The organism is Halomonas sp. M4R1S46 (genome assembly GCF_025725685.1).
GTDB lineage: Bacteria > Pseudomonadota > Gammaproteobacteria > Pseudomonadales > Halomonadaceae > Halomonas.
Genome location: NZ_CP107008.1, coordinates 2,018,748 through 2,040,107 on the forward strand (window position 1 = coordinate 2,018,748; position 21,360 = coordinate 2,040,107).

General features: G+C 69.1%; 21 protein-coding genes. 17 read left to right on the forward strand and 4 right to left on the reverse strand.

Going from position 1 to position 21,360, the window contains the following annotated elements:
- Window positions 1-17: 17 nt before the first annotated feature.
- The 3 genes from OCT48_RS09530 to OCT48_RS09540 all read left to right on the forward strand — a co-directional run bounded on the left by OCT48_RS09530 (window position 18) and on the right by OCT48_RS09540 (window position 3,689).
- Entirely contained in the window at window positions 18-1,346 is a 1,329-nt protein-coding gene (locus OCT48_RS09530) for an MATE family efflux transporter (protein ID WP_263592453.1), read from the forward strand.
- A 164-nt stretch (window positions 1,347-1,510) separates the two neighbouring features.
- Window positions 1,511-3,163: a nitrite/sulfite reductase gene (locus OCT48_RS09535; protein ID WP_263592454.1), complete on the forward strand. Its 1,653-nt coding sequence runs from the start codon at window positions 1,511-1,513 to the stop codon at window positions 3,161-3,163.
- Entirely contained in the window at window positions 3,156-3,689 is a 534-nt protein-coding gene (locus OCT48_RS09540) for a DUF934 domain-containing protein (protein WP_263592455.1), read from the forward strand. The genes OCT48_RS09535 and OCT48_RS09540 overlap by 8 nt, the downstream gene beginning before the upstream one ends.
- A 69-nt stretch (window positions 3,690-3,758) precedes the next feature.
- On the opposite strand, the gene smrA is transcribed toward OCT48_RS09540, so the two are convergent.
- Window positions 3,759-4,352: a DNA endonuclease SmrA gene (gene smrA, locus OCT48_RS09545; RefSeq protein WP_263592456.1), complete on the reverse strand. Its 594-nt coding sequence runs from the start codon at window positions 4,350-4,352 to the stop codon at window positions 3,759-3,761.
- Between the two features lie 127 nt (window positions 4,353-4,479).
- On the opposite strand from smrA, the gene OCT48_RS09550 reads away from it, so the two are divergent.
- The 4 genes from OCT48_RS09550 to OCT48_RS09565 all read left to right on the forward strand — a co-directional run bounded on the left by OCT48_RS09550 (window position 4,480) and on the right by OCT48_RS09565 (window position 6,530).
- Window positions 4,480-4,893, forward strand: a complete 414-nt coding sequence (locus tag OCT48_RS09550; RefSeq protein WP_263592457.1) for a gamma-glutamylcyclotransferase family protein — start codon at window positions 4,480-4,482, stop codon at window positions 4,891-4,893.
- A 257-nt stretch (window positions 4,894-5,150) separates the two neighbouring features.
- Window positions 5,151-5,492, forward strand: a complete 342-nt coding sequence (gene arsC / locus OCT48_RS09555; protein ID WP_263592458.1) for an arsenate reductase (glutaredoxin) — start codon at window positions 5,151-5,153, stop codon at window positions 5,490-5,492.
- A 28-nt stretch (window positions 5,493-5,520) separates the two neighbouring features.
- On the forward strand, window positions 5,521-6,144 hold the full coding sequence (wrbA, locus tag OCT48_RS09560) for an NAD(P)H:quinone oxidoreductase (protein WP_263592459.1): 624 nt from the start codon (window positions 5,521-5,523) through the stop codon (window positions 6,142-6,144).
- Window positions 6,141-6,530 (forward strand): DUF2069 domain-containing protein, encoded by a 390-nt coding sequence (locus tag OCT48_RS09565; protein ID WP_263592460.1) that lies wholly within the window; start codon window positions 6,141-6,143, stop codon window positions 6,528-6,530. The genes wrbA and OCT48_RS09565 overlap by 4 nt, the downstream gene beginning before the upstream one ends.
- Before the next feature lie 4 nt (window positions 6,531-6,534).
- On the opposite strand, the gene OCT48_RS09570 is transcribed toward OCT48_RS09565, so the two are convergent.
- Entirely contained in the window at window positions 6,535-7,710 is a 1,176-nt protein-coding gene (locus OCT48_RS09570) for a DegT/DnrJ/EryC1/StrS family aminotransferase (protein WP_263592461.1), read from the reverse strand.
- Between the two features lie 316 nt (window positions 7,711-8,026).
- Between OCT48_RS09570 and OCT48_RS09575 the strand changes: the two genes are divergently transcribed.
- Together OCT48_RS09575 and pdxH are read left to right on the forward strand one after the other, a co-directional pair.
- On the forward strand, window positions 8,027-8,287 hold the full coding sequence (locus OCT48_RS09575) for a hypothetical protein (RefSeq protein ID WP_263592462.1): 261 nt from the start codon (window positions 8,027-8,029) through the stop codon (window positions 8,285-8,287).
- Between the two features lie 93 nt (window positions 8,288-8,380).
- A complete protein-coding gene (gene pdxH, locus OCT48_RS09580; protein ID WP_263592463.1) occupies window positions 8,381-9,022 on the forward strand; it encodes a pyridoxamine 5'-phosphate oxidase in 642 nt (213 codons plus the stop codon).
- Window positions 9,023-9,067: 45 nt separating this feature from the next.
- Here the strand turns inward: pdxH and OCT48_RS09585 are convergent, their stop codons facing one another.
- Window positions 9,068-11,815 (reverse strand): bifunctional acetate--CoA ligase family protein/GNAT family N-acetyltransferase, encoded by a 2,748-nt coding sequence (locus OCT48_RS09585; protein ID WP_263592464.1) that lies wholly within the window; start codon window positions 11,813-11,815, stop codon window positions 9,068-9,070.
- Between the two features lie 106 nt (window positions 11,816-11,921).
- Here OCT48_RS09585 and OCT48_RS09590 point away from each other — a divergent pair, with 106 nt between their 5' ends.
- Together OCT48_RS09590 and OCT48_RS09595 are read left to right on the forward strand one after the other, a co-directional pair.
- Entirely contained in the window at window positions 11,922-12,854 is a 933-nt protein-coding gene (locus tag OCT48_RS09590) for a histone deacetylase family protein (RefSeq protein WP_263592465.1), read from the forward strand.
- A gap of 158 nt (window positions 12,855-13,012) precedes the next feature.
- The gene (locus tag OCT48_RS09595) at window positions 13,013-13,645 is read left to right on the forward strand and encodes a helix-turn-helix domain-containing protein (protein ID WP_263592466.1); all 633 of its coding nucleotides are present in this window, start codon (window positions 13,013-13,015) and stop codon (window positions 13,643-13,645) included.
- Between the two features lie 246 nt (window positions 13,646-13,891).
- On the opposite strand, the gene OCT48_RS09600 is transcribed toward OCT48_RS09595, so the two are convergent.
- Complete coding sequence (locus tag OCT48_RS09600) at window positions 13,892-14,755, reverse strand: formate dehydrogenase accessory sulfurtransferase FdhD (RefSeq protein ID WP_263592467.1); 864 nt, start codon at window positions 14,753-14,755, stop codon at window positions 13,892-13,894.
- A 91-nt stretch (window positions 14,756-14,846) separates the two neighbouring features.
- Between OCT48_RS09600 and OCT48_RS09605 the strand changes: the two genes are divergently transcribed.
- Genes OCT48_RS09605 through OCT48_RS09630 form a run of 6 tightly spaced genes read left to right on the forward strand, consistent with a single transcriptional unit; the run spans window position 14,847 to window position 21,345 of the window.
- Complete coding sequence (locus OCT48_RS09605; RefSeq protein ID WP_263592468.1) at window positions 14,847-15,275, forward strand: DUF3305 domain-containing protein; 429 nt, start codon at window positions 14,847-14,849, stop codon at window positions 15,273-15,275.
- Window positions 15,272-15,850, forward strand: coding sequence for a DUF3306 domain-containing protein (locus OCT48_RS09610; RefSeq protein ID WP_263592469.1), 579 nt, complete (start codon window positions 15,272-15,274; stop codon window positions 15,848-15,850). The genes OCT48_RS09605 and OCT48_RS09610 overlap by 4 nt, the downstream gene beginning before the upstream one ends.
- A gap of 43 nt (window positions 15,851-15,893) precedes the next feature.
- Window positions 15,894-17,609: a 4Fe-4S dicluster domain-containing protein gene (locus tag OCT48_RS09615; protein ID WP_263592470.1), complete on the forward strand. Its 1,716-nt coding sequence runs from the start codon at window positions 15,894-15,896 to the stop codon at window positions 17,607-17,609.
- A gap of 2 nt (window positions 17,610-17,611) precedes the next feature.
- Complete coding sequence (locus OCT48_RS09620) at window positions 17,612-18,241, forward strand: molecular chaperone (protein WP_263592471.1); 630 nt, start codon at window positions 17,612-17,614, stop codon at window positions 18,239-18,241.
- A gap of 14 nt (window positions 18,242-18,255) precedes the next feature.
- Window positions 18,256-18,462, forward strand: coding sequence for a twin-arginine translocation signal domain-containing protein (locus tag OCT48_RS09625; RefSeq protein WP_263592472.1), 207 nt, complete (start codon window positions 18,256-18,258; stop codon window positions 18,460-18,462).
- Between the two features lie 27 nt (window positions 18,463-18,489).
- A complete protein-coding gene (locus OCT48_RS09630) occupies window positions 18,490-21,345 on the forward strand; it encodes a molybdopterin-dependent oxidoreductase (RefSeq protein ID WP_263592473.1) in 2,856 nt (951 codons plus the stop codon).
- Window positions 21,346-21,360: the final 15 nt, after the last annotated feature.

A 21,360-nucleotide genomic window follows, 5' to 3' on the forward strand; every position in this document is an offset into this window, starting at 1 on the left:
TCGTGACGGACGGTGCCATGCTGCCTGAGTCTCCGCGCCGCCGGACCATCCTGCGCCTCGCCCTGCCGATCATCGGCGGCATGCTCAGCCAGAGCCTGCTCAACCTGATCGACGCGGCGCTGGTGGGCTCGCTGGGTGAGGTGCCCCTGGCCGGGGTGGGCATCGGCGGCTACGCGATCTTCTTGATCACCGCCGTGGTGTTCGGCCTGTCGTCCGGCGTGCAGGCGCAGACCGCGCGACGTCACGGCGAGGGGGACTGGGAGCGGCGCGCCCTGGCCCTCAACGCCGGGCTGGCGATCGCCCTGGCCGTCGCCCTGCCCCTGACCCTGCTGTGCCTGTGGCAGGCGCCCCGCCTGCTGGCTCTGATCAACCAGGACCCGGCGGTGAATGTCGAGGCCGTCGCCTACTTTCGCTGGCGCGTGGTGTCGCTGGTGCCGGTGGCGATGATCTTCTGCTTCCGCGGCTACTGGAACGGCATCCAGCGGACCGGCGTGTACCTGCGCATCATCCTGGTCATGCACCTGGTCAACGTGGTGGCCAGCGTGCTGCTGATCTTCGGCTGGCTGGGGCTGCCCGCCATGGGGGCCGCCGGCGCCGGGGCCGGCACCAGCCTCTCGCTGTATGCAGGACTCGCCATCTGGGCGGGGCTGAGCCTCCGGCATGCCACCGGCAGCGGGTTCCTGGCGGGTCGGCCCTATCCCCGGACCCTCGTCACCACCCTGCGCCTGGCCGTGCCCCATTCGTTCCAGCAGGTCTGGTTCGCGGCGGGCTACGCGGTGCTGTTCTGGATCCTCGGGCAGGTCGGTACCGCCAGCGTCGCGGTGGGCCACGTGCTGGTGAACCTCTCGCTGCTGCTGATCCTGCCCGGCGTGGGCCTGGGCATGGCGGCGATGAGCCTGGTCGGCCAGTCGCTGGGCCGCCAGGACCACCACGAGGCCCACCGCTGGGGCTGGGACGTGGTGCGCCTGGCCTGGCCGTGCCTGGCGCTGATCGCCCTGCCCATGGTGCTGTTCCCCGAGGCGGTGCTCGCGCTCTTTCTCCACGACCCGGCGCTCACCGCCATGGGGCGGATGCCGCTGCGGCTCACCGCCGTGATGATCGTGCTCGATGCCGCGGCGCTGGTGTTCGCTCAGGCCTTGCTCGGGGCCGGAGCGAATCGTACGGTAATGACGACCACCCTGACCCTGCAGTGGCTGGTGTTCCTGCCGCTGGCCTGGTGGGTGGGCGTTCAACTAGGCTATGGCCTGGTGGGCATCTGGTGGGTTCAGCTCGGCTATCGCTGCCTGAACTCCGCCTGGTTCGTGATGATCTGGCAGCGACGCCGTTGGCTGAGGCTCGCGATATGATGTCGGGAGCCCGCCGGAGGCGACCATTGGGGCGAATCCCACAGGCGCCACGGCTCATTCCATTTCGAATATAAAGTATGAAGATTTATTCTTTTATAGAATAACCCCGACCCATTAAGGTGGTCGCCAAGCTCCGCCACTTCCAAGTTGCAGGTAAGCGCTGAATGTACCGTTACGACACCCATGATCAGACCCTGGTCGACGAGCGCGTCGCCCAGTTCCGCGACCAGATGCGTCGCTACCTCGAGGGCAAGATCAGCGACGAGGAGTTTCTGCCGCTTCGCGTGCAGAACGGTCTCTATATCCAGCGCTATGCGCCGATGCTGCGCATCGCCATCCCCTACGGCATGCTGGCCTCCTACCAGCTGCGCAAGCTGGGCGAGATCGCGGCCCGCTATGATCGGGGCTATGGCCATTTTACCACCCGCACCAACCTCCAGCTGAACTGGCCGAAGCTCGAGGACGTGCCGGACATGCTGGCGGAGCTCGCCAGCGTGCAGATGCACGCCATCCAGACCAGCGGCAACGACATCCGCAACACCACCACCGACCAGTTCTCCGGCGTCGCCGCCGACGAGGACGTCGATCCGCGCGCCTGGTGCGAGCTGATTCGCCAGTGGTCGACCTTCCACCCCGAGTTCGCCTATCTGCCGCGCAAGTTCAAGATCGCCGTGACCGGGGCCGAGGAGGATCGCGCCGCCATCCAGGTCCACGACGTGGGCCTGCGGCTGTGGCGCGACGAGGCCGGCGAGGTGCGCGTGAAGGTGCTGGCCGGTGGCGGCCTGGGTCGCACGCCGATGATCGGCGACGTGGTCCGCGAGGACCTGCCCTGGCAGCACCTGTTGACCTACCTGGAAGCGATCCTGCGGGTCTACAACCAGTTCGGCCGTCGCGACAACAAGTTCAAGGCGCGCATCAAGATCCTGGTCAAGGCGCTGGGCATCGAGGAGTTCCGCCGCCGCGTCGAGGCGGAGTGGGCGCACCTCAAGGACGGCTCCCAGACCCTCACCGAGGAGGCCGTGGCGGCGGTCGCCGATCACTTCGTCGACCCCGAGCGTCGCGAGGTGAGCCAGGAGGCCATCGCCGCCTACGAACGCCTGCGCACGGAGAACCGCGCCTTCGCCCGCTTCGTGACCAACAACGTCACCGACCACAAGGTCCCCGGCTACAAGGCCGTGACCCTGTCGCTGAAGCGCCGCGAGCACTCGCCGGGCGACGTCACCTCCGAGCAGATGACCGCAATCGCCGACCTGGCCGACGAGTTCGGCTATGGCGAGCTGCGGGTCACCCACGAGCAGAACCTGGTGCTGACCGACGTCCCGGTGGACCGCATCGAGGCACTCTGGCAGCGCCTCGAGGCCCTCGGCATGGCCAACCCGACCGTGGGCACCCTCGCCGACCTGATCTGCTGCCCCGGCGGCGACTACTGCGGCCTGGCCAACGCCAAGTCGATCCCGGTCGCCCACGCCATCCAGGAACGCTTCGAGGACCTCGACTTCCTCTATGACCTGGGGCCGCTGGAGCTCAACATCTCCGGCTGCATGAACGCCTGCGGCCATCACCACGTCGGCCACATCGGCATCCTCGGCGTCGACAAGAAGGGCGAGGAGTACTACCAGATCTCGCTGGGCGGCAGCCAGGGCAACGGCGCCTCCCTGGGCAAGATCCTCGGCCCGTCCTTCTATCGCGAGGACGTGCCCAGCGTGATCGACAAGCTGCTGCAGGTCTACGTCGGCGAGCGCACCGCCGACGAGACCTTCCTCGACACCTATCGCCGCATCGGCCTCAAACCCTTCAAGGAGCGTGTCTATGCCTGAGCAGACCCCCAGCCGTCCCCTGATCGCCGAGCGTCGTGTCGTGAGCGACGAGTGGGTCCTCTGCGAGTCCGCCGAGGAGCGCCCCGAGGGGCAGCCCGCCATCGTGCCGCTGGAGGCCTGGCAGGCCTCCGACAAGGGCCAGGATATCGCGCCCTGGCTGGCCAGCGACACCGAGATGACCGCGGCGCTGGCCGAGGAGCTCAAGGCCGCTCCCCTGGTCGCCATCGACTTCCCCAGGTTCACCGATGGCCGTGGCTACAGCATCGCCCGGCTGCTGCGGGAGCGCCACGGCTACCCGGGTCAGATCCGCGCCGTGGGTGATGTCCTGATCGACCAGCTGTTCTACATGTCGCGCTGCGGCTTCGATGCCTTCTCGCTGCGCGAGGACCAGGAGGTCGAGGCGGCGCTGAAGGCCCTGGACACCTTCAGCCTGAGCTACCAGCCCGGCGTCGACGAGCCGGAACCGCTGTTCCGGCGCCGCCTGCGTGAGCCGGGAAAGACTAAGGCGGATCGGGCCGTGGCCTGATCCGCACTCCTCGCCTCACGGACGACGAAGCCGGCCCCCGTGGCCGGCTTCGTCGTTGTCATGGTCACCTCAGCCGCGTCGCTTCTGCTGTCGCTCGCGATTGGCGGCCCGGGCGCGGTCGCTCTTGCGCAGCATCACCCAGGTGGCTCCCAGGCCGCCATCGGCCTGCACTGCCGAGGCGAAGGCCTGGACCTCCTCGAAGGTCGGCAGCCACTTGGCCAGGTAGGAGCGCAGCACATTGGGCGGGCTATCGATCTCGCGTCCCCGCCCGTGGATGATCAGCACCGAGCGCAGATCATGCTCCCAGGCCTCGCGCAGGAACGCCGGCAACGCCCGGCGGCATTCCTCGAGGGGACGCCGAAGCAGGTGGAGACTGGCCTGTACCGGATAGCCCCCATGGCGCAGGCGGTCCATCACCCCCTGCTGGATGCCGTCGCGGCGAAAGGCCAGCGGATCGAAGGGCGGCACCAGGTCGACGAAGTCGTCGGAGAGCATGTCGCGCCCCTCATCGCCGCCGGCCGCACTCTCGCGACGGGCGAGCTGTGCCTCGCTCGGGCCGTGGCGACGCCGACCGGCATCGGCCCGGTCCGTGCCGCGATGCAGCGGACGCACCTCCCCGACGAGGGCCCGAAAGTCCAGGTCGTCATGGCGGGACTGGGTCATGGGTCACCTCCGTCGCAGATGATCTCGTTGCCATCCTAGCAAAGCGAGCCGGGGGGCTTAAGTCCCGGGCCCCGGCATGTCAGGATGGCCCGATTGCCCGTCTCCCATTCCATCATGAGCCTCTCCCATGCCGCGCCGCCTGATCGCCGTTTGCCTTCTTGCCTCGCCTCTCGCTTTCGCCGGCTGGCTGTGGCTGACCCTGCTCAGTCCCTGGACCTATGAGCGTCCCGAGCACCTGGCGCCGGTGTCCCCGGGGGCGCACCAGCTGTTCGTCTACGGCACCCTGCGCCATGCGCCGGTCCGCTGGCTGGTGTATGGTCGCGTCGGCGACCCCGAGCCGGTCAGGGTCGCCGGCTATCGCCGGGAGGGGCTGGACCTGGTCCCCGCCGCTGGCGCCAGCGTCGAGGGCCTGCTGCTGCGGGTGGATGCCGAGGAGCTCAGGCGTCTCGACCGTTACGAGCGGCTGGGCATTCGCTACCGGCGGGTGCGCATCCGACTCGCCGATGGCCGGAGCGTATGGACGTATCGTCGACTGGATTGACCTTGAGTCCGGAGCATGATGGGGGAACGTTCATAGCTTTGAGGTAACGGTATAATATTTCGTATGGCTCCTCCCTGCCGGGTCTGTCTCAGGCACTGCGGGCCTGGTGAGCGGAGCCAAGCAGAACCCCATGGTTGCCGACACCATCACCGCCGCGGCGACCGAGGCCCGCCCCCGCCCCGCCGGTTGTGGCGGCGCTCGAGCACGGCCTACAATGAGCCGCGTTCATCACGACCGACCACAAGGACCCATGCGTCATGATCACCCTCCTCCATAATCCGCGCTGCTCCAAGTCCCGCCAGGCCCTGGCGCTGCTGGAAGAGCGCGGCGTCGATGTGCAGGTCCGTCGCTACCTCGACGACCCGCTCGACGAGAAGGAACTACGCTCCCTGATGGCGCGGCTGGATGCCGACGGTCAGGCCCTGGTGCGCACCAACGAGGCCGAGTGGAAGGCCCTCGGCGCCGATCCCAGGGATCCGGATCAGGTCGTTCGGGCCATCGTCGCCCACCCGCGGGTCCTGCAGCGGCCGATCGCCGACGACGGGAGCCGTGCCGTGATCGGACGTCCTCCGGAAGACGTCCTCGCCCTGCTCGACTGATCCGTCCTCTCCCGCACCAGGAAGCCCCATGTCCGTCCCCTTGCCCTATGTCCTGATCCTCTATTACTCGCGTCATGGCGCCACCCGCGCCATGGCCGAGCGCCTGGCCGCCGGCGTCGAGTCCTGCCGCGGCATCGAGGCGCGGCTGCGTACCGTCCCGCCGGTCTCCCCCACCTGCGAGGCCGTCGACCCCGAGATCCCCGCCGAGGGCGCGGTCTACGCCTGCCTCGACGACCTGCGTCACTGTGCGGCGCTGGCCCTGGGCAGCCCGACGCGGTTCGGCAACATGGCCGCGCCGCTCAAGCACTTCGTCGACTCCACCAGCGAACTCTGGCTGGGCGGCACCCTGGTGGACAAGCCAGCCACCGCCTTCACCTCCACCTCCAGTCTCCACGGCGGCCAGGAGACCACCCTCATCTCCATGCTGCTGCCGCTGCTGCACCACGGCATGGTCTATGCCGGGCTGCCGTACAGCGAGATCGAGCTGATGGAGACCCGGGCCGGCGGCACCCCCTACGGGGCCAGCCACGTGGCCGGCAAGCGCAGCGATCGCCCGCTGGACGACCAGGAGCGTCAGCTCGCCTTCGCCCAGGGCAAGCGCCTCGCGCGGCTCGCCCTGGCCCTCGCCCATCGGCCCGGAGAGCGCTCATGAGACAGTGGCTGGAAGATCTCGAGGCCCGCCGAGGCCTCGACCACCTCACCGCCGGGTCCCGCAAGCTGGTGGTGGTCAGCTATGCGCTACTGCTGATGCTGATGGTCTACCGCGGCCTGGCCGTCGACAGTGGCGGCAGCTCCGTCGGCCCCCTGGTGGCCTTCGTCCTGCCCCTGCTGCTGTTCCTGCCGTCGATCCTGGCGCGTCGCGCCCGGGGGCATGCCTGGCTGGCCTTCGTCAGCCTGCTCTACTTCACCCAGGGGGTGATGGTCGCCACCCTGCCCGGCCAGGCCTCCCGCGGAGCCCTCGAGGCGCTGGTGTCCCTGGCGCTGTTCACCGGCTGCATGGGCTATGCCCGCTTCCGCAGCCGCCAGCTGCGGCAGTGATCCATCATGCTGTCGCCCGCTGCATGACGTCCCAGAGCGTATCCACCGTCAGTGCCATTTCGGCCGCCCCCAGGGTCGGGTGCACCAGGAACATCAGGCTGGTCTCGCCGAGTTCCCGGGCGACCGGCAGAGGCGCGTCGGGACGCCAGCCCGTGCCATCGAAGGCGCGCTCGCGATAGACTTCCGAGCAGGTGCCCGAGAAGCACGGCACGCCGCCCTCGACCACGGCCTGCTGGATGCGATCACGATCCCAGCCCTCGGCCAGGGCGGCAGGCTCCACGAAGACATAGGCCTTGTAGGCCGCATGCACGATGTCATCGGGCAGGGTCGGCACCCGCAACCCGGGCATCGTGCGGGCGGCCTGCCACAGCGTCTCGGCGTTGCGCCGACGCTGGCGGACCCACTCGGGCATCCGTCCGAGCTGGATCCGGCCGATCGCCGCCTGCATCTCGGTCAGCCGCCAGTTGGTGCCGAAGGACTCGTGCAACCAGCGGAAACCGGGTGGGGGATCGCGCTCGTAGACAGCGTCCCAGCTCTTGCCGTGATCCTTGTAGGCCCACATGCGCTGCCAGAGGTCACGGTCATTGGTGGTGACCATGCCGCCCTCGCCACCGGTGCTCATGATCTTGTCCTGGCAGAACGACCAGGCCGCCACGTCCCCGAGCCCACCGACACTGCGGCCCCGATAGCATGCCCCGTGGGCCTGCGCGCAGTCCTCGATGATGGCCAGCCCATGCTGCTCCGCCAGGGCCGTCAAGGGGGCCATGTCGCAGGGCCAGCCGGCCAGGTGGACCGCCAGGATGGCCCGCGTACGCGGGGTGATCCGGGGGGCCACCGTCTCTGCCGTGATGTTCTGACTGTCGCGGTCCACATCGGCAAACACCGGGATCGCCCCGGCATTGACGATGCTCGAGACCGAGGCCAGGAAGGTCCGTGAGGTGACGATGACCTCGCCCCCCACGCCCACGCCCAGTCCGTGCAGCGCCAGGTCGAGGGCAGTGGTGCCATTGGCGACCGCGACCGCGTAGCGGGTCCCGGCGAAGCGCGCGAATTCCTCTTCGAAGGCACGCCCCTCATCGCCGGTCCAGTAGTTGACGCGATTCGAACGCAGCACGCGCGACACCGCGGCCACCTCGGCCTCGGAGTAATCCGGCCAGGGGGGGAAGGGGGAATCGAGCATTATCGGGTTCCTTGGTCTCTGGTTGGCACAACCTTGCACAGCTGGATCGCAAAGCAAGCCACTCCTGCAGCCTCTATTCTGGCTAGCCACACTGTCCGGCAGTTTGAAACCGTCCAGACGTTACCGTCGTTACCTCAGTATCTGCGATCTATCGACAGATGGCCTCTCGGATTTCTCTCCTGCCGCCTGTTGCCAGGTAACGTGATTCTTGATTTACGGCAGCTGCCAGTGAAAATCTGCGGCATGGGCCTTAAAAATGCGGATAATCCCACGTGGAGAAGCAGCAAGCATGGCACGGGAATCAGGGAGGAGCTCCATGGAGAATCTCCGGGCCTGGCGCCAGGCCCTCGTCACGAGGCCGAAGCCCCACTGCAGCCTGTGCCAGCCACCTTCGCACCCCGGGTGGCGCCCCTTCGTCCTGGCGGCAAAGGCAGGCCACCCACTGATCCGTCACCCGGGGCGTTCCCTGCCGCCGGCGGTCATGGCGATCCTGGCCCTGCGCGAGTTCCGCTTCCCGGCAGACGACCAGCTCAACGTCGCTTACATGACCATGGTCCAGCAGGGCTTGACACCATAAGCTTAGCGAAGAATATCCCCTGGCCGACCCGTAACGGGTGTTGAGGTCGCCTCGCCAAGCGGCGACCATGAGAGTGAATTCGAGGAGAACACCATGACACGCGATATCGCCGACATCCGGCGCGACTATGAAGGCGGGCGCCTGGAGGAATCCCGGATGCCCGACCAGCCCAATGAGCTGTTCAGCGAGTGGCTGGCCTTGGCCATGGAGGCCGAGGGCGACGATGGCAATGCCATGACGCTGGCCACCGTGGACAGCCAGGGACTGCCCCATGCCCGGGTGGTGCTGCTCAAGGGGATCGACGAGCGGGGCCTGGTCTTCTACTCCAACTACCACAGCCACAAGGGCAGCGAACTGGCCAACGTGCCCCATGCCGCCCTGGTCTTCTGGTGGCCATCGCTGTCCCGCCAGGTGCGCGTCGAGGGCCCGGTGGAGCTGGTCAGCGAAGAGGACTCCAACGCCTATTTCGCCAGCCGGCCGCGGGCCAGCCAGCTGGGCGCCTGGATCGCCACCCAGAGCGTGGTGATTCCCGACCGGACCTGGCTCGAGGAACGCGAACAGCGCTTCAAGCAGGCCTACGAGGGGCAGGCGATTCCCCGTCCCATCCACTGGGGCGGCTACCGCGTGGTGCCGGAGATGATCGAATTCTGGCAGGGGCAGCCCAGCCGCCTCCACGACCGTATCCGCTATGAGCGCCGCGACGGCCACTGGCAGCGTTTCCGCCTGGCCCCCTGAGCGCGGGCGAGCCGCCCCGCCGGCCCCCGCCAAGGGCGGGGGCCGTCAGTCCGGCAGACTCTCCAGTCGATGCCGCTGCCAGTCGCTCTGCGGCTCGTTCAGGCGCAGCACGGCATCGACCACCTGCTCCTCCATGTTGTAGCGCTGCGTGAACCCCAGGTGCTTCATCAGCGAGCGCATCGGCCGGTTGTCGACCATGATCTTGCCGATCATCTCCAGGGTGCCCACGCTCCTGCAGTAGCGGATCATCTTCTCCATCAGCACGCTGCCGATGCCCAGCCCCTGCAGATCGTCGCGAATGATGATCGAGAACTCGGTGCGGATGTTGTCCGCATCGTTCCAGACCCGCACCACCCCCAGCATCTCCTTGCTGCCGTCCTCCAGCAGGTGTTCGGCGATGAAGGCCATCTGGCGGTCATAGTTGATGTGCGACAACATCGACAGGTCCCGCTGGGTCAGGTCGGCCTTGTTATGGAAGTAGCGAAAGCGGATGCTCTCCTCGGAGAGCCGGGTATGGAAGCGAGTGATGAGGGGCGCATCCTCGGCGCGGATGGGACGCACCTCCACGTCCCAGCCGTTCTTGAGGGTCACCCATTCCCGCAGTTCCTCGGGATAGGGCATGATCGCGAAGCGGGCGGGCCCGCCCAGGTCCATGGCGAAGTCCACCGCCACCAGGCCATCGCGATTGAGCAACAGCGGGTTGAGCTCCAGGCCACGCAGCTCGATCAGGTCGCTGGCCATCTGCGACAGGGTGACCAGCAGCTTGCCGAGGCGGTCAAGGTCCCGCTCGGGATCGCTGGAGTGCTCTCGGATCAGCCGGGCGGCATGGGTGCGGCCGACCAGGTCGGCCGCCAGGCTGATATTGAGCGGCGGCAAGGCGACCTGGCGATCGGCCAGGATATTGACCTTGAAGCCGCCGATCCCGAACACGATGACCGGGCCGAAGACCGGGTCCCGGGTGATGCCGGCACACAGCTGCATGGAGTGCTTGCCCCGCTGCATGGGCTGCAGGCAGTACTCCCGCACGCGAAATTCGGGAAACTTCTCGGCGACCTTGTCGCCCAGCCGAGTGACGCCCTCGGCCACCTGCGCCGGCGTGGTGAGGTCCTGGAGCAGGCCGGCCGAGATCTTGTGCGGATGCTGGCGGTAGCGGAACGGCCGGCAGTTGCCGTCATGGATCACCTTCAGGGCCATGGCCCCCTCGAGGGTCGCCGCCGCGTCGGCGGCCTCCTCCGGCGTGCCGACATAGTGCCGCCGGGCCACCGGGATGCCGTAGGCCTCGAGTACCCGGGCGGTCTCGGAATGCAGCAGGCATTCCCGCTGTTGGGTGCGAACCTCGTCGATCAGGGTCCGGCATCGGCGCCGGATTTCCGGTGTGGTGGCGAACGGCAGGCTCGGCGGCGTCTCCTGCAGCAGGGCCTGGACCCGCTGGTAGTCGACCATGTGCATGAACGCCTTTACCGCCTTCTCGGGCGAGATATAGGTGGGGATGCCGGCGAGGTTGCACTCGTGGCGCGCCGACAACGCCTCTTCGAGCCCCATCCAGCTGGTCAGCAGGTTACGGTGAAAGCGCTTGCGTGCGGCGATGATTGCCTGGGCGGTGTCTTTCGACGGCGCCAGGCGGGTCGGCGCGTGGACCACCAGCACCGCATCCACGCCGGGATCGGCGGCGACCAGCGCCAGCGCCTCGACGAAGCGTTGTGGCGTGGCGTTGCCCCCCAGATCCACCGGGTTCTCCCCGGGCTTGCTGATGTCGACATCGTCCCGGCGCAGCGCCCGGCGGGTCTCCTCGGTGAAGACGGCCAGCCGGCCCCCCGCACTGATCAGCTTGTCGATGGCCAGCATGGCCGGCCCCAGGCCGTTGGCGACCACCGCCAGGCGATCGCCGCGCAGCGGCTTCATGCGCGACAGCGTCTCGAGGGCGTCGAACAGCTCATCGGAATCATCGACCCGCACCACCCCGGCCCGGGCGAAGGCCGCATCGAAGAGCTGGTCGCGGTTGGCGATGCCCGGGGTCGGCGGCAGGCCGGAGATGTCCGACTCGGCGGTCCGCCCGCTCTTGATGGCCAGGACCAGCCGATGGCGCGAGGCATCGCGCAGCGCGGTCATGAAGTGCTGGGCGTCGAGGATCCGCTCGAGGTGCAGCAGGATGGCCTGGGTCGGCGCGAACTGATTGATGTAGTCGATCAGGTCGGGCAGCAGCACATCGACGCTGTCGCCCACCGTCACCAGGTGCGAGAAACCGATGCCGCGGCCGGCGGCCCAGTCGATCATGGCGTTGCCGAGCATGCCGGACTGCCCCAGGTAGGCCACGCGGCCCTTCCTCACGGGCTGGCTGGCGTAGGAGGCATTGAGCCGGCGCCCCGGCACGATCAGCCCCATGCACTCCGGGCCCAGCACCCGGATGCCCGACGCCCGAGCCGCCGCCAGCATCCGTCCGCGGATCGAGCCCTCGCCACCACGCTCGTCGTCGAGGTGGGCGCCGCCGGACAGCACCAGGGCCGCACGCACCCCCAGCTTGCCGAGCTGGCCGATCGTCCGCGGGACCGTCGCCACCGGCGAGCAGAGCACCGCCAGATCCGGCGTCTCGGGCAACCTGGAGATGCGGGATACGCAGGGGGCGCCATGCACGCGCTCGTAGCCCTTGGGATTGACCGCCCAGATCGTCCCCGGGAAACCGCCCTCCTGCAGGTTACGGATCACCAGTCCACCCATGGAATGTGGCTTCTCGGAGGCACCGATCACCGCGATGGTGCGCGGCTCGAAGAAGTGGTGCAGGAAGCGGGTGCTCATGGGCTCCTCCATCGGATTCGGGCAGTCCTCTGTGTACGACTTATGGACACTGTCCTGCAAGGCCCCCCCACGCATAAGGTGATCGTCATCGACCCGGAGCGCGTGAATGATAACGGCCTACATTTCCCATCCCGACTGTCAGCGGCACCACATGGGGCCCGAACACCCGGAAAGCCCGCTGCGCCTCGAGGCCATCCGCGCGCGGCTGATGCTCGGCGGCATCCTCCAGCAGACCATGCAGTCGGACGCCCGGGAAGCCACCGAGGCGCAGCTCGCCCGAGTCCACCCCCTGCGTCACCTGCGGGCCCTGGACAAGTGCCTCCCCGACCATGGCCTCGTTGCCCTGGATGGCGACACCCTGATGAATCCCGATACCCTGCTGGCGGCCCGCCTGGCCGCCGGCGCGGTGGTGCGGGGCGTCGACCTGGTGTTCCGCCACCAGGCCGACAACGTCTTCTGTGCCGTGCGCCCGCCCGGCCATCACGCCGAGGCCAGCGACGCCATGGGCTTCTGCTTCTACAACAACGTGGCGGTGGGCGCCGCCCACGCCAGGGCCCGTTACGGCGTGCGCCGGGTGGCGATCCTCGACTTCGATGTCCACCAGTGCAACGGCACCATCGACATCTTCAAGGACGACCCGGAGGTGCTGGTCTGCACCAGCTTCCAGTACCCCTTCTATCCCTGGCGCTACCTGCGCAGCGAGTCGCAGAACGTGATCAACACGCCGCTGGCCGCCGGTACCGACGGACCGGCCTTCCGCCGCGCCGTCGAGGACGACTGGCTGCCGGCCCTGCATGCCTTCAAGCCTGAGCTCGTGCTGGTCTCGGCGGGCTTCGATGCGCATCGGGAGGATCCCCTGGCCGAGCTGTGCCTCGAGGACGAGGACTATCACTGGGTGACCCACCTGGCCATGGAGATCGCCGCCCTGTATGCCGACAATCGCCTGGTCTCGGTGCTCGAGGGGGGCTACGATCCGGACGCCCTGGGTCGCGGCGCGGAGGCCCACATCAAGGCGCTGCTCGGCCTGCCGTTCGCCTGACCGACCCGTCAGGTTTCCCCGGAGCGGGAAACATCGCGGGGAGCGCCCCCGTCGCCGAAGGCTGTCGTCATCGCCCTGACAGGCGTCGTTCCCGTGGCCGACGGCCGCCGGGGATATGGTACTCTGTGGGAAACCCAGTTTCCGATAGTGAATGCCGCATGACCGCCAGCAACGATCAGGACGCCGCCCTGCGCATCGCCTCAGGGCGCAAACCCTTCGTCGAGCCCCAGCGCCTCGGTGAACGCCTCCGCGAGATCCGCCTGGCCAACCAGTGGACCCTGGGTGACGTCAGCGAACGCACCGGCCTGGCGCGCTCCACACTGTCCAAGATCGAGAACGACCAGATCTCGCCGACCTTCAGTGCCGTGCAGAAGCTGATCAGCGGTCTCGATATCGACCTCCCGCAGTTGCTCTCCCAGCCCAAGGCCAAGACGCGCACCATGGGGCGTCGCGACCTGACCCGCCGCGGCGAGGGCCAACTGCACCCCACGCCCACCTACGAGCACGAGCTGTTGAGCTGCGAGCTGGCCCAGAAGCGCATGATCCCCTTCAAGACGATCGTACGGGCCCGACGCTTCGAGGACTTCTGCGAGTGGGTGCGTCACGACGGCGAGGAGTTCCTGATGGTGCTCGAGGGCGAGATCCAGCTGTTCTCCGAGTTCTACGAGCCGCTGCGCCTGGTCAAGGGCGACAGCATCTACTTCGACAGCGACATGGGGCACGCCCTGGTGTCGGTGAGCGAGGAGGACGCCGTGGTGCTGTCGGTCTGCACCCCCCGGGATGGCCAGTAGCGGCGACGCTCAACCTCTCCCCGGGCGCGGATATCGCAGTTGGCCTGACGAGGGGCGCCGGGGACAAGCCGAAGAGGAGGTCCTACGCCAGGGGTGAGGAGCACGGCTCCGAACGGGCTGGCCATGGATGGCCAGCACCGGACCTGCTAGCGGAGCGGGACGCGAGAGCGCAGGGAGGTATTCACAGCGCCTCCTCGATGGTCCGGCACCCCGGGGCTTGTCGACGGATCAGTCCCGACGAAATCGCTATCTGCGAGAGCCTTGGGTGCGCGGGCGGTCGCCGGGCCGACGCGCGGGGATGGCATCCAGCTCGAGGCGCCCCTCGCCGCCGATGGCCTGGAAGTGACGGCCCTTGGCCCGCGCCACCAGCAGCACCCCGAACCGCTCGGCGAGCTCGACCCCCTTCTGGGTCACGCCGGAGCGTGACACCAGCACGCCGATGCCCATCTGGGCCACCTTGAGCACCATCTCCGAGGTCAGCCGGCCGGTGGTGTAGAAGATGTCCGGCGCCGCCTGCGCCTCCTCGCGGCCGAGCCACTGGCGCCCCGCCAGGGTATCCACGGCATTGTGCCGCCCCACGTCCTCGACGAAATCCAGCACCGCCGCCTGGCGGCACAGGGCGCAGCCGTGCACGGCGCCCGCGCTGCGATAGGTCTCGTTGTAGGCGCCGAGGTTCTCCAGCAACCCATAGAGCACCGACTGACGCAGCCGGGTACGCGGCAACGGCGTCAGCGAGGTGGCCTCCAGCAGTCGCCCGAAGACCGTGCCCTGGCCGCAGCCGGTGGTCACGGTGCGCTGACCGAGCCGCTCCTCCAGGTCCTCGGGCAGGTGGCGGGTCACCACGGCGGCGGCCTCCACCTCCCAGTCCACCTGCACCGCCTGGAGATCCTCGAGGCGGCCCAGCAGGCCCTGGTTGCGCAGATAGCCCACCACCAGGGCCTCGGGATCCGCCCCCAGGGTCATCAGGGTGACGATCTCGCGCCGGTTCAGGTACACCGTCAGGGCACGCTCCGCGGCAATCGCCTGGGGACGGGCCTCACCGAACTCGTCGACGACGGTGATCTCGAGCGTGGCCGGCAGCCGTGCGCGGCTCAGGCTGATGTCGTGCATGCGGGGAACTCCAGCGATTGCGTTGATGACGATGATGGCATTCCCCGCCCGCCGTGTCTTTACTGGATGGGAAACCCTCAGGAGTCACGGCATGACCACCGCCACCACCCGACGACTCAGCGTTTCCCTCCGGGCCGAGCGCGTCACCAGCAAGGGGTTCACCGCGACCCGCTGGCGGGTCGCCGACCTCGTGTCCGGTGATGGCGGCCCCCACCCCCTGGACCTGCAGCTCACCCTCACCGAGCGTGCCGCCTATCGCTTCAACCTGGCCTCGAGGTCGCCGCGGCTGTTCGTCAATGCCGGCGATGCGGACGGGGAGCCGCGTCCCGCGTGCATCACCGCCAGCCAGGAGGTGGCCGCGGCCTGGCTGGACGGCGAGCAGCGCGTGCTGGAGGTCGCCATGCCCCTGGCGATCCAGGCCTGGCTCGAGGCCTACCTGGCCCGCCATGGTGAGGCCCCCGACGAGGGACGCAAGAAGAAGCGCAAGGGCGCCGGCCGCGCCCGGGAGCACACCCCATGAGCCACTTTCAACGCTGGTCCCGGCGCAAGCGGGGCGTCATCGGCGACGACGCCATCGACGACGCGACGGCGTCCGCCGCCCCTTCGGCCGAGCCTGTCGCGGCCCCGGAGGCGCCGCCCACCGACCCCGAGGCGGACCTCCCCGACCCCGATGACCTGCCGCCGGGCAGCGATATCACGGCGTTCATGGCGCCCGGCGTCAGTGCCGGCCTGCGCCGACGCGCGCTGAAGCGCCTCTTCGCCGCCGACCATTACGGTATCCGCGATGGCCTCGATGACTACGACCAGGATTTCCGCCGGACCCTGACCCCGCTGGCCGGCCAGGCCGCGCAACGCCTGCGCCGCTGGCTCGACGAGCCTGACAGCAGTCGTGATGACGACTCGCGCGACGTGCCCCGCGAGGTCGCCGACGACGCCACGCCCCCCGCTGGTGACGAGCCGCGAGACGACGGGAATGGCGAGATCGACGAGCTCACCGCCGCCCCCCAGCCGGCGACGCCACCCGCGCGGGACGGCGACGCCCCATTAGACCAAGGCCCATTGGCGCGAACGGGAAAACCCATCAAGACTCGATGAATGAGCTTTTCATAATAATAAATGACTTCGACCGTGAGGCTGCATGAACCAGCGAATCGCCCTGCTGGCGGTGGACGAGGCGGACGAGCCCCGTAACCGCCAGGCACGTGACCTTGCCCGCCGCCAGCTCTCCTGGCCCGTCAACCTGGCCCCGGAGACCCTGAGCTATGTCAGTGACGGCCATGCCCTGCTGCTCGGCAACGAGCGCCACGTCCGGCGCGCCGCCAGGGCCCTCGCCGATACCGGGCTGGGCTCGCTCAGCCTGCTCATCACCGAGCCCGCCGCCGCCGGCGAGGACGGCGACGACGATGCCCTGCTGGCCGCCACCGGCCACCTCCCGCAGCATTCCCTCACTCGGGACCAGCGCCGCCGGCTACGCCTGGCAGGCTATCTCGGGCGCTTCTCCGCGACGCTGGACATGCCCGGCGGCCCCCTGGACCTGGCCAGGCTGCTGGCCGGCCGCGCGCATTTCGACCTGGTCATCGACCTCGGCGAGGCGCCGTGCCTGGCGCTGGAACTCCCCCCGCCCGGCTACCTCGCCTTCCACTGGGAGGACGCGGCGCGCGACGCGCGACTGGCCGAGGCGGCCGAGCTGGTGGGCGAGTTCGACAAGCCCCGCTACGTCCAGATCGACGGCCAACGCTGCGCTCATGCCGCCAGTGGCCAACCGGGCTGTACGCGCTGCCTCGAGGTGTGTCCCGCCGATGCCATCGCCAGCCGCCAGGGTCGCATCGAGGCCTGGATCGAGATCGATCCCTATCGCTGTCATGGCGTGGGCAGCTGTGCCAGCGCCTGCCCCACCGGCGCCATCGGCTACCGCCAGCCCAGCGCACCGCGCCAGCTGGACACGCTGCTGGGTTGGCTGGCGGCCTACCTGGCGGCCGGGGGAAGCACGCCCGTCGTGCGCTTCCTCGCGGCCGGGACGCAGGCCGCGGAGGCCGCGGCCGGCCACGTGCTCGACATCCCCCTCGAGGAACTCGGCGCCGCCGGCCACGACCAGTGGCTCGCCGCCCTGGCCGGCGGTGCCGCCGAGGTACGCGTGCAGTACCACGACGGCATGCCCGACCGGCTGACGACCTTCCTCGATGACCAGCTGGCACTGGCGCGGGGCCTGCTCTCGGCCCTGGGCCATGCCCCCGAGCGGCTGGTGTGCCTGGCGCCCGGCGACAGCGCCGGCCGAGATGCCCCGCCCGCATGGCCCCCTCTCACCACCACGCCCCTCGTGTTGACGGGCGACGACAAGCGCGCCCGCCTCGACCAGGCGCTCGACCGCCTCGCCGGCCTCGGCACGCCGGATGGCCGGCGCCATGCGCTGCCGGCGGGCGCGCCCTATGGGTCGGTCGCGGTCAGCGAGGCGGCCTGCACCCTGTGCATGGCCTGCGTGGCGACCTGCCCCACGCCGGCCCTGGGGGCCGGCCGGGACGCCCCGCGTCTCGACTTCCGCGAGGCCGACTGCGTGCAGTGCGGCCTCTGCGAGGCGGCCTGTCCGGAGGACGCCATCCGCTTGACCCCGGGACTGCTGGCCGACCCGGCCCGCGGCGAGCGACGCGTGCTGCACGAGGAGGCACCCTTCGCCTGTATCCATTGCGGCAAGCCCTTCGCCAGCGCCGGCACCATCGCCGCCATCAAGGCCAAGCTGGCCGATCACCCCCGCTTTGCCGGCGACGCCGCCCGGCGGCTGGAGATGTGCGAGGACTGCCGTGTTCGCGATGCCTGGCGGGCCCTGGCCCGCGATCCCGACGCGCAACTGAAGGTATGACCATGACCCAGGAACCGCCCATGGCCGAGCCCCGCGACGAGACACGCGCCCTGCGCGCCGATATCTATCGGCTACTGGGCCGCCTGCTGCGGGAGCCACCCGACGAGGCACTGCTCGCCTGGCTGGCGACCCTCGCCCCCGAGGGCGACGGCGACCTGGCCCGGGCCTGGCAGGGTCTGGCCCAGGCCGCCGGTGCGGCCTCGCCGGCGGCCCTGGCGCGGGCCCATTTCCGCCACCTGGTCGGCGTCATCGAGGGCGACATCACCCCCTATGCCTCCTGGTACCACAATGGCGCCCTGATGGACGAGGCGCTGGTCGCCCTGCGGCGCGACCTGCGCCGCCTGGGGATCGCCCGCGCCGAGCACAGCCGCGACCCCGAGGACCACCTGGCGGCGGAGCTCGAGGTCATGGCCCTGCTGGTGGAAACCACCCCGCAGGCGGAGGCCGGCTTCTACCGCCGTCACCTGCTCCCCTGGGCGGATCGCTGCCTGGCCGACCTGGCTGCCGTCGCCACCCCCTTCTATGCCCGTCTCGGTGAGCTCGGCCGCGCCTTTCTCGCCGAGGAGGAGCGTCGCCTGGCGGCGACCGACGGCGAAGCCCCCGTGCGGTTCGTCACCCCGCCCGTGCCCTGAACGAGGAGACTCCCATGTCCACCGAACGCAATCCCCAGCGCCGCCGCTTCCTCAAGACCCTCGGCCTCGGCACCGTCGCGGCGGGGGCGGCCGCCGGCATCGGCCAGGTGCCTCTGGTGCGGGCCGAGTCCGCCCCCAAGGACGCCGCGCGGGACGAGACACCGCGGGGCTACCGGGAGACCGCGCATGTCCGCGCCTACTACGCCACCCTGCGCGACTGAGTCCGCGCCCGCCAGGAGACCGATACCATGCGACTGACGCGAAGCTCATCCACTCCCCGGACCGGCGGCCTCGGTATCTCCCGTCGCCAGTTTCTCAAGCGCAGCGGTGCCACCACCGGCGGCCTGGCCGCCGCCGGCTTCATGGGCGCGCCGATGATGCGCCGGGTCGACGCCGCGGAGAAGACGGCCTATTCCGACGCCCCCATCGAGACGAAGCGTACCGTCTGTTCCCATTGCTCGGTGGGCTGCGGGGTCTACGCGGAAGTACAGGAAGGCGTCTGGACCGGCCAGGAGCCGGCCTTCGACCATCCCATCAACCGCGGGGCCCACTGCGCCAAGGGCGCGTCGCTGCGCCAGCACGGCCATTCCACCCGGCGGCTGAAGTACCCCATGAAGCTTGTCGACGGCGAATGGCAACGGTTGAGCTGGGAGCAGGCCATCGAGGAGATCGGCAACAAGGTGCTCGCGCTCACCGAGCAGCACGGCCCGGACAGCGTCTACTGGCTGGGCTCGGCCAAGTTCAACAACGAACAGGCCTACCTGCTGCGCAAGTTCGCCGCCCTGGCGGGAACCAACAACACCGACCACCAGGCACGCATCTGCCACTCCACCACCGTGGCCGGGGTCGCCAACACCTGGGGTTACGGGGCGATGACCAACTCGCTCAACGACATCCAGCACAGCCGGGCGATCATGTTCATCGGCTCCAACCCCTGCGAGGCCCACCCGGTGGCCATGCAGCACATCCTGCTGGCCAAGGAGCGCAACCAGGCCGAGATCATCGTGGTCGATCCCCGCTTCACCCGCACCGCCGCCAAGGCCGACCACTATGTGCGCCTGCGTCCCGGCAGCGACGTGGCCTTCATCTGGGGGCTGCTGTGGCACATCTTCGAGAATGGCTGGGAGGATCGCGACTACATCGCCCAGCGGGTCTACGGCATGGACGATGTCCGCAGCGAGGTGGCGGCCTTCTCGCCGGAGGTGGTGGAGAACATTACCGGCGTGCCCGAGGCGACGATGCACGACACGGCCCGCCGCCTGGCCGAGAACCGCCCCGGCTGCATCGTCTGGTGCATGGGCGGCACCCAGCACACCACCGGCAACAACAACACCCGGGCCTACTGCATCCTGGAGCTCGCCCTCGGCAACATCGGCACCTCCGGCGGCGGCGCCAACATCTTCCGCGGCCACGACAATGTCCAGGGCGCCACCGACCTGGGCCTGATGTCGCACTCCCTGCCCGGCTACTACGGCCTCTCCGAGGGCGCCTGGCGGCACTGGGCCAGGGTCTGGGACCTGGACTACGACTGGCTCGTCAGCCGCTTCGACCCCGCCGAATACGCGGACGGAAAGCCGATGAATTCCAGCGGCATCACCGTGTCCCGCTGGGTCGACGGGGTCCTCGAGGAGGAGGACGCCATCGCCCAGCGCACCCGCCTCAAGGCGATGTTCTACTGGGGGCACGCGGTCAACTCCCAGACCCGCGGCCCCGAGATGCGCCGGGCGATGCAGCAGCTGGAGATGATGGTCATCGTCGACCCCTATCCCACCGTGGCCGCGGTCATGCACGATCGCAGCGACGGCGTCTACCTGCTGCCCGCCTGCACCCAGTTCGAGACCACCGGCAGCGTGACGGCCACCAACCGCTCCCTCCAGTGGCGCGACCGGGTCATCGAGCCGCTGTTCGAGTCCAGACCTGACCACGAGATCATGTACCTGCTGGCCCGCAAGCTGGGCTTCGCCGAGGAACTCTTCAAGCACATCCGCGTCGAGGGCAGCGAGCCGCTGATCGAGGACATCACCCGGGAGTTCAACCGCGGCATGTGGACCGTGGGCTACACCGGGCAGAGCCCGGAGCGCCTCAAGGCCCACCAGCAGAACTGGCATACCTTCGACTTCGAGACCCTGCAGGCCCAGGGCGGGGCCGCCGACGGCGACTACTATGGCCTGCCCTGGCCCTGCTGGGGCACCGCCGAGATGGGCCACCCCGGCACGCCGATCCTCTACGACACCAGCAAGAAGGTGTCCGAGGGAGGGCTGACCTTCCGGGCCCGCTTCGGCATCGAACGCGATGGCGTGTCCCTGCTCGCCGACGGCTCCTTCAGTCGCGACTCGGAACTGGACGACGGCTACCCGGAATTCAGCGCCGCCATGCTCAAGGACTTGGGCTGGTGGGGCGATCTGACCCCACAGGAACAGCAGGCCGCCGAGGGCCAGAACTGGAAGACCGACCTGTCCGGCGGCATCCAGCGGGTGGCCATCGCCCACGAGTGCGCCCCCTTCGGCAATGCCAAGGCCCGCTGCAACGTCTGGACCTTCCCCGACCCGATCCCCAAGCACCGCGAGCCGCTCTACACCAGCCGCCGCGACCTGGTGAGCGACTACCCCACCTGGGACGACGTGGCCTCCCACTACCGCTTGCCCACCCTCTACCGCTCCATCCAGCAGAAGGACGTGACCGGTACCTATCCGATCATCCTCACTTCCGGCCGGCTGGTGGAGTACGAGGGCGGTGGCGAGGAGACGCGCTCCATGTCCTGGCTCGCCGAGCTGCAGCAGCAGATGTTCGTCGAGATCAATCCGGCACTGGCCAACGACCTCGGCGTCGCCGACGGCGAGATGGTCTGGGTCGAGGGTGCCGAGGGTGGCCGCGTGCGGGTGCAGGCCCTGGTCACCCCGCGGGTCGCCCGCGAGGTGGTGTTCATGCCCTTCCACTTCGGCGGCATGTTCCAGGGCGAGGACCTCCACGACCGCTACCCCGAGGGGGCGGCGCCCTATGTGCTGGGCGAGGCCGCGAACACGGCCACCACCTACGGCTACGACTCGGTGACCCAGATGCAGGAAACCAAGTGCACGCTCTGTCGCATCGAGAAGGCCGGCTGACGGCCCACGGGAGGA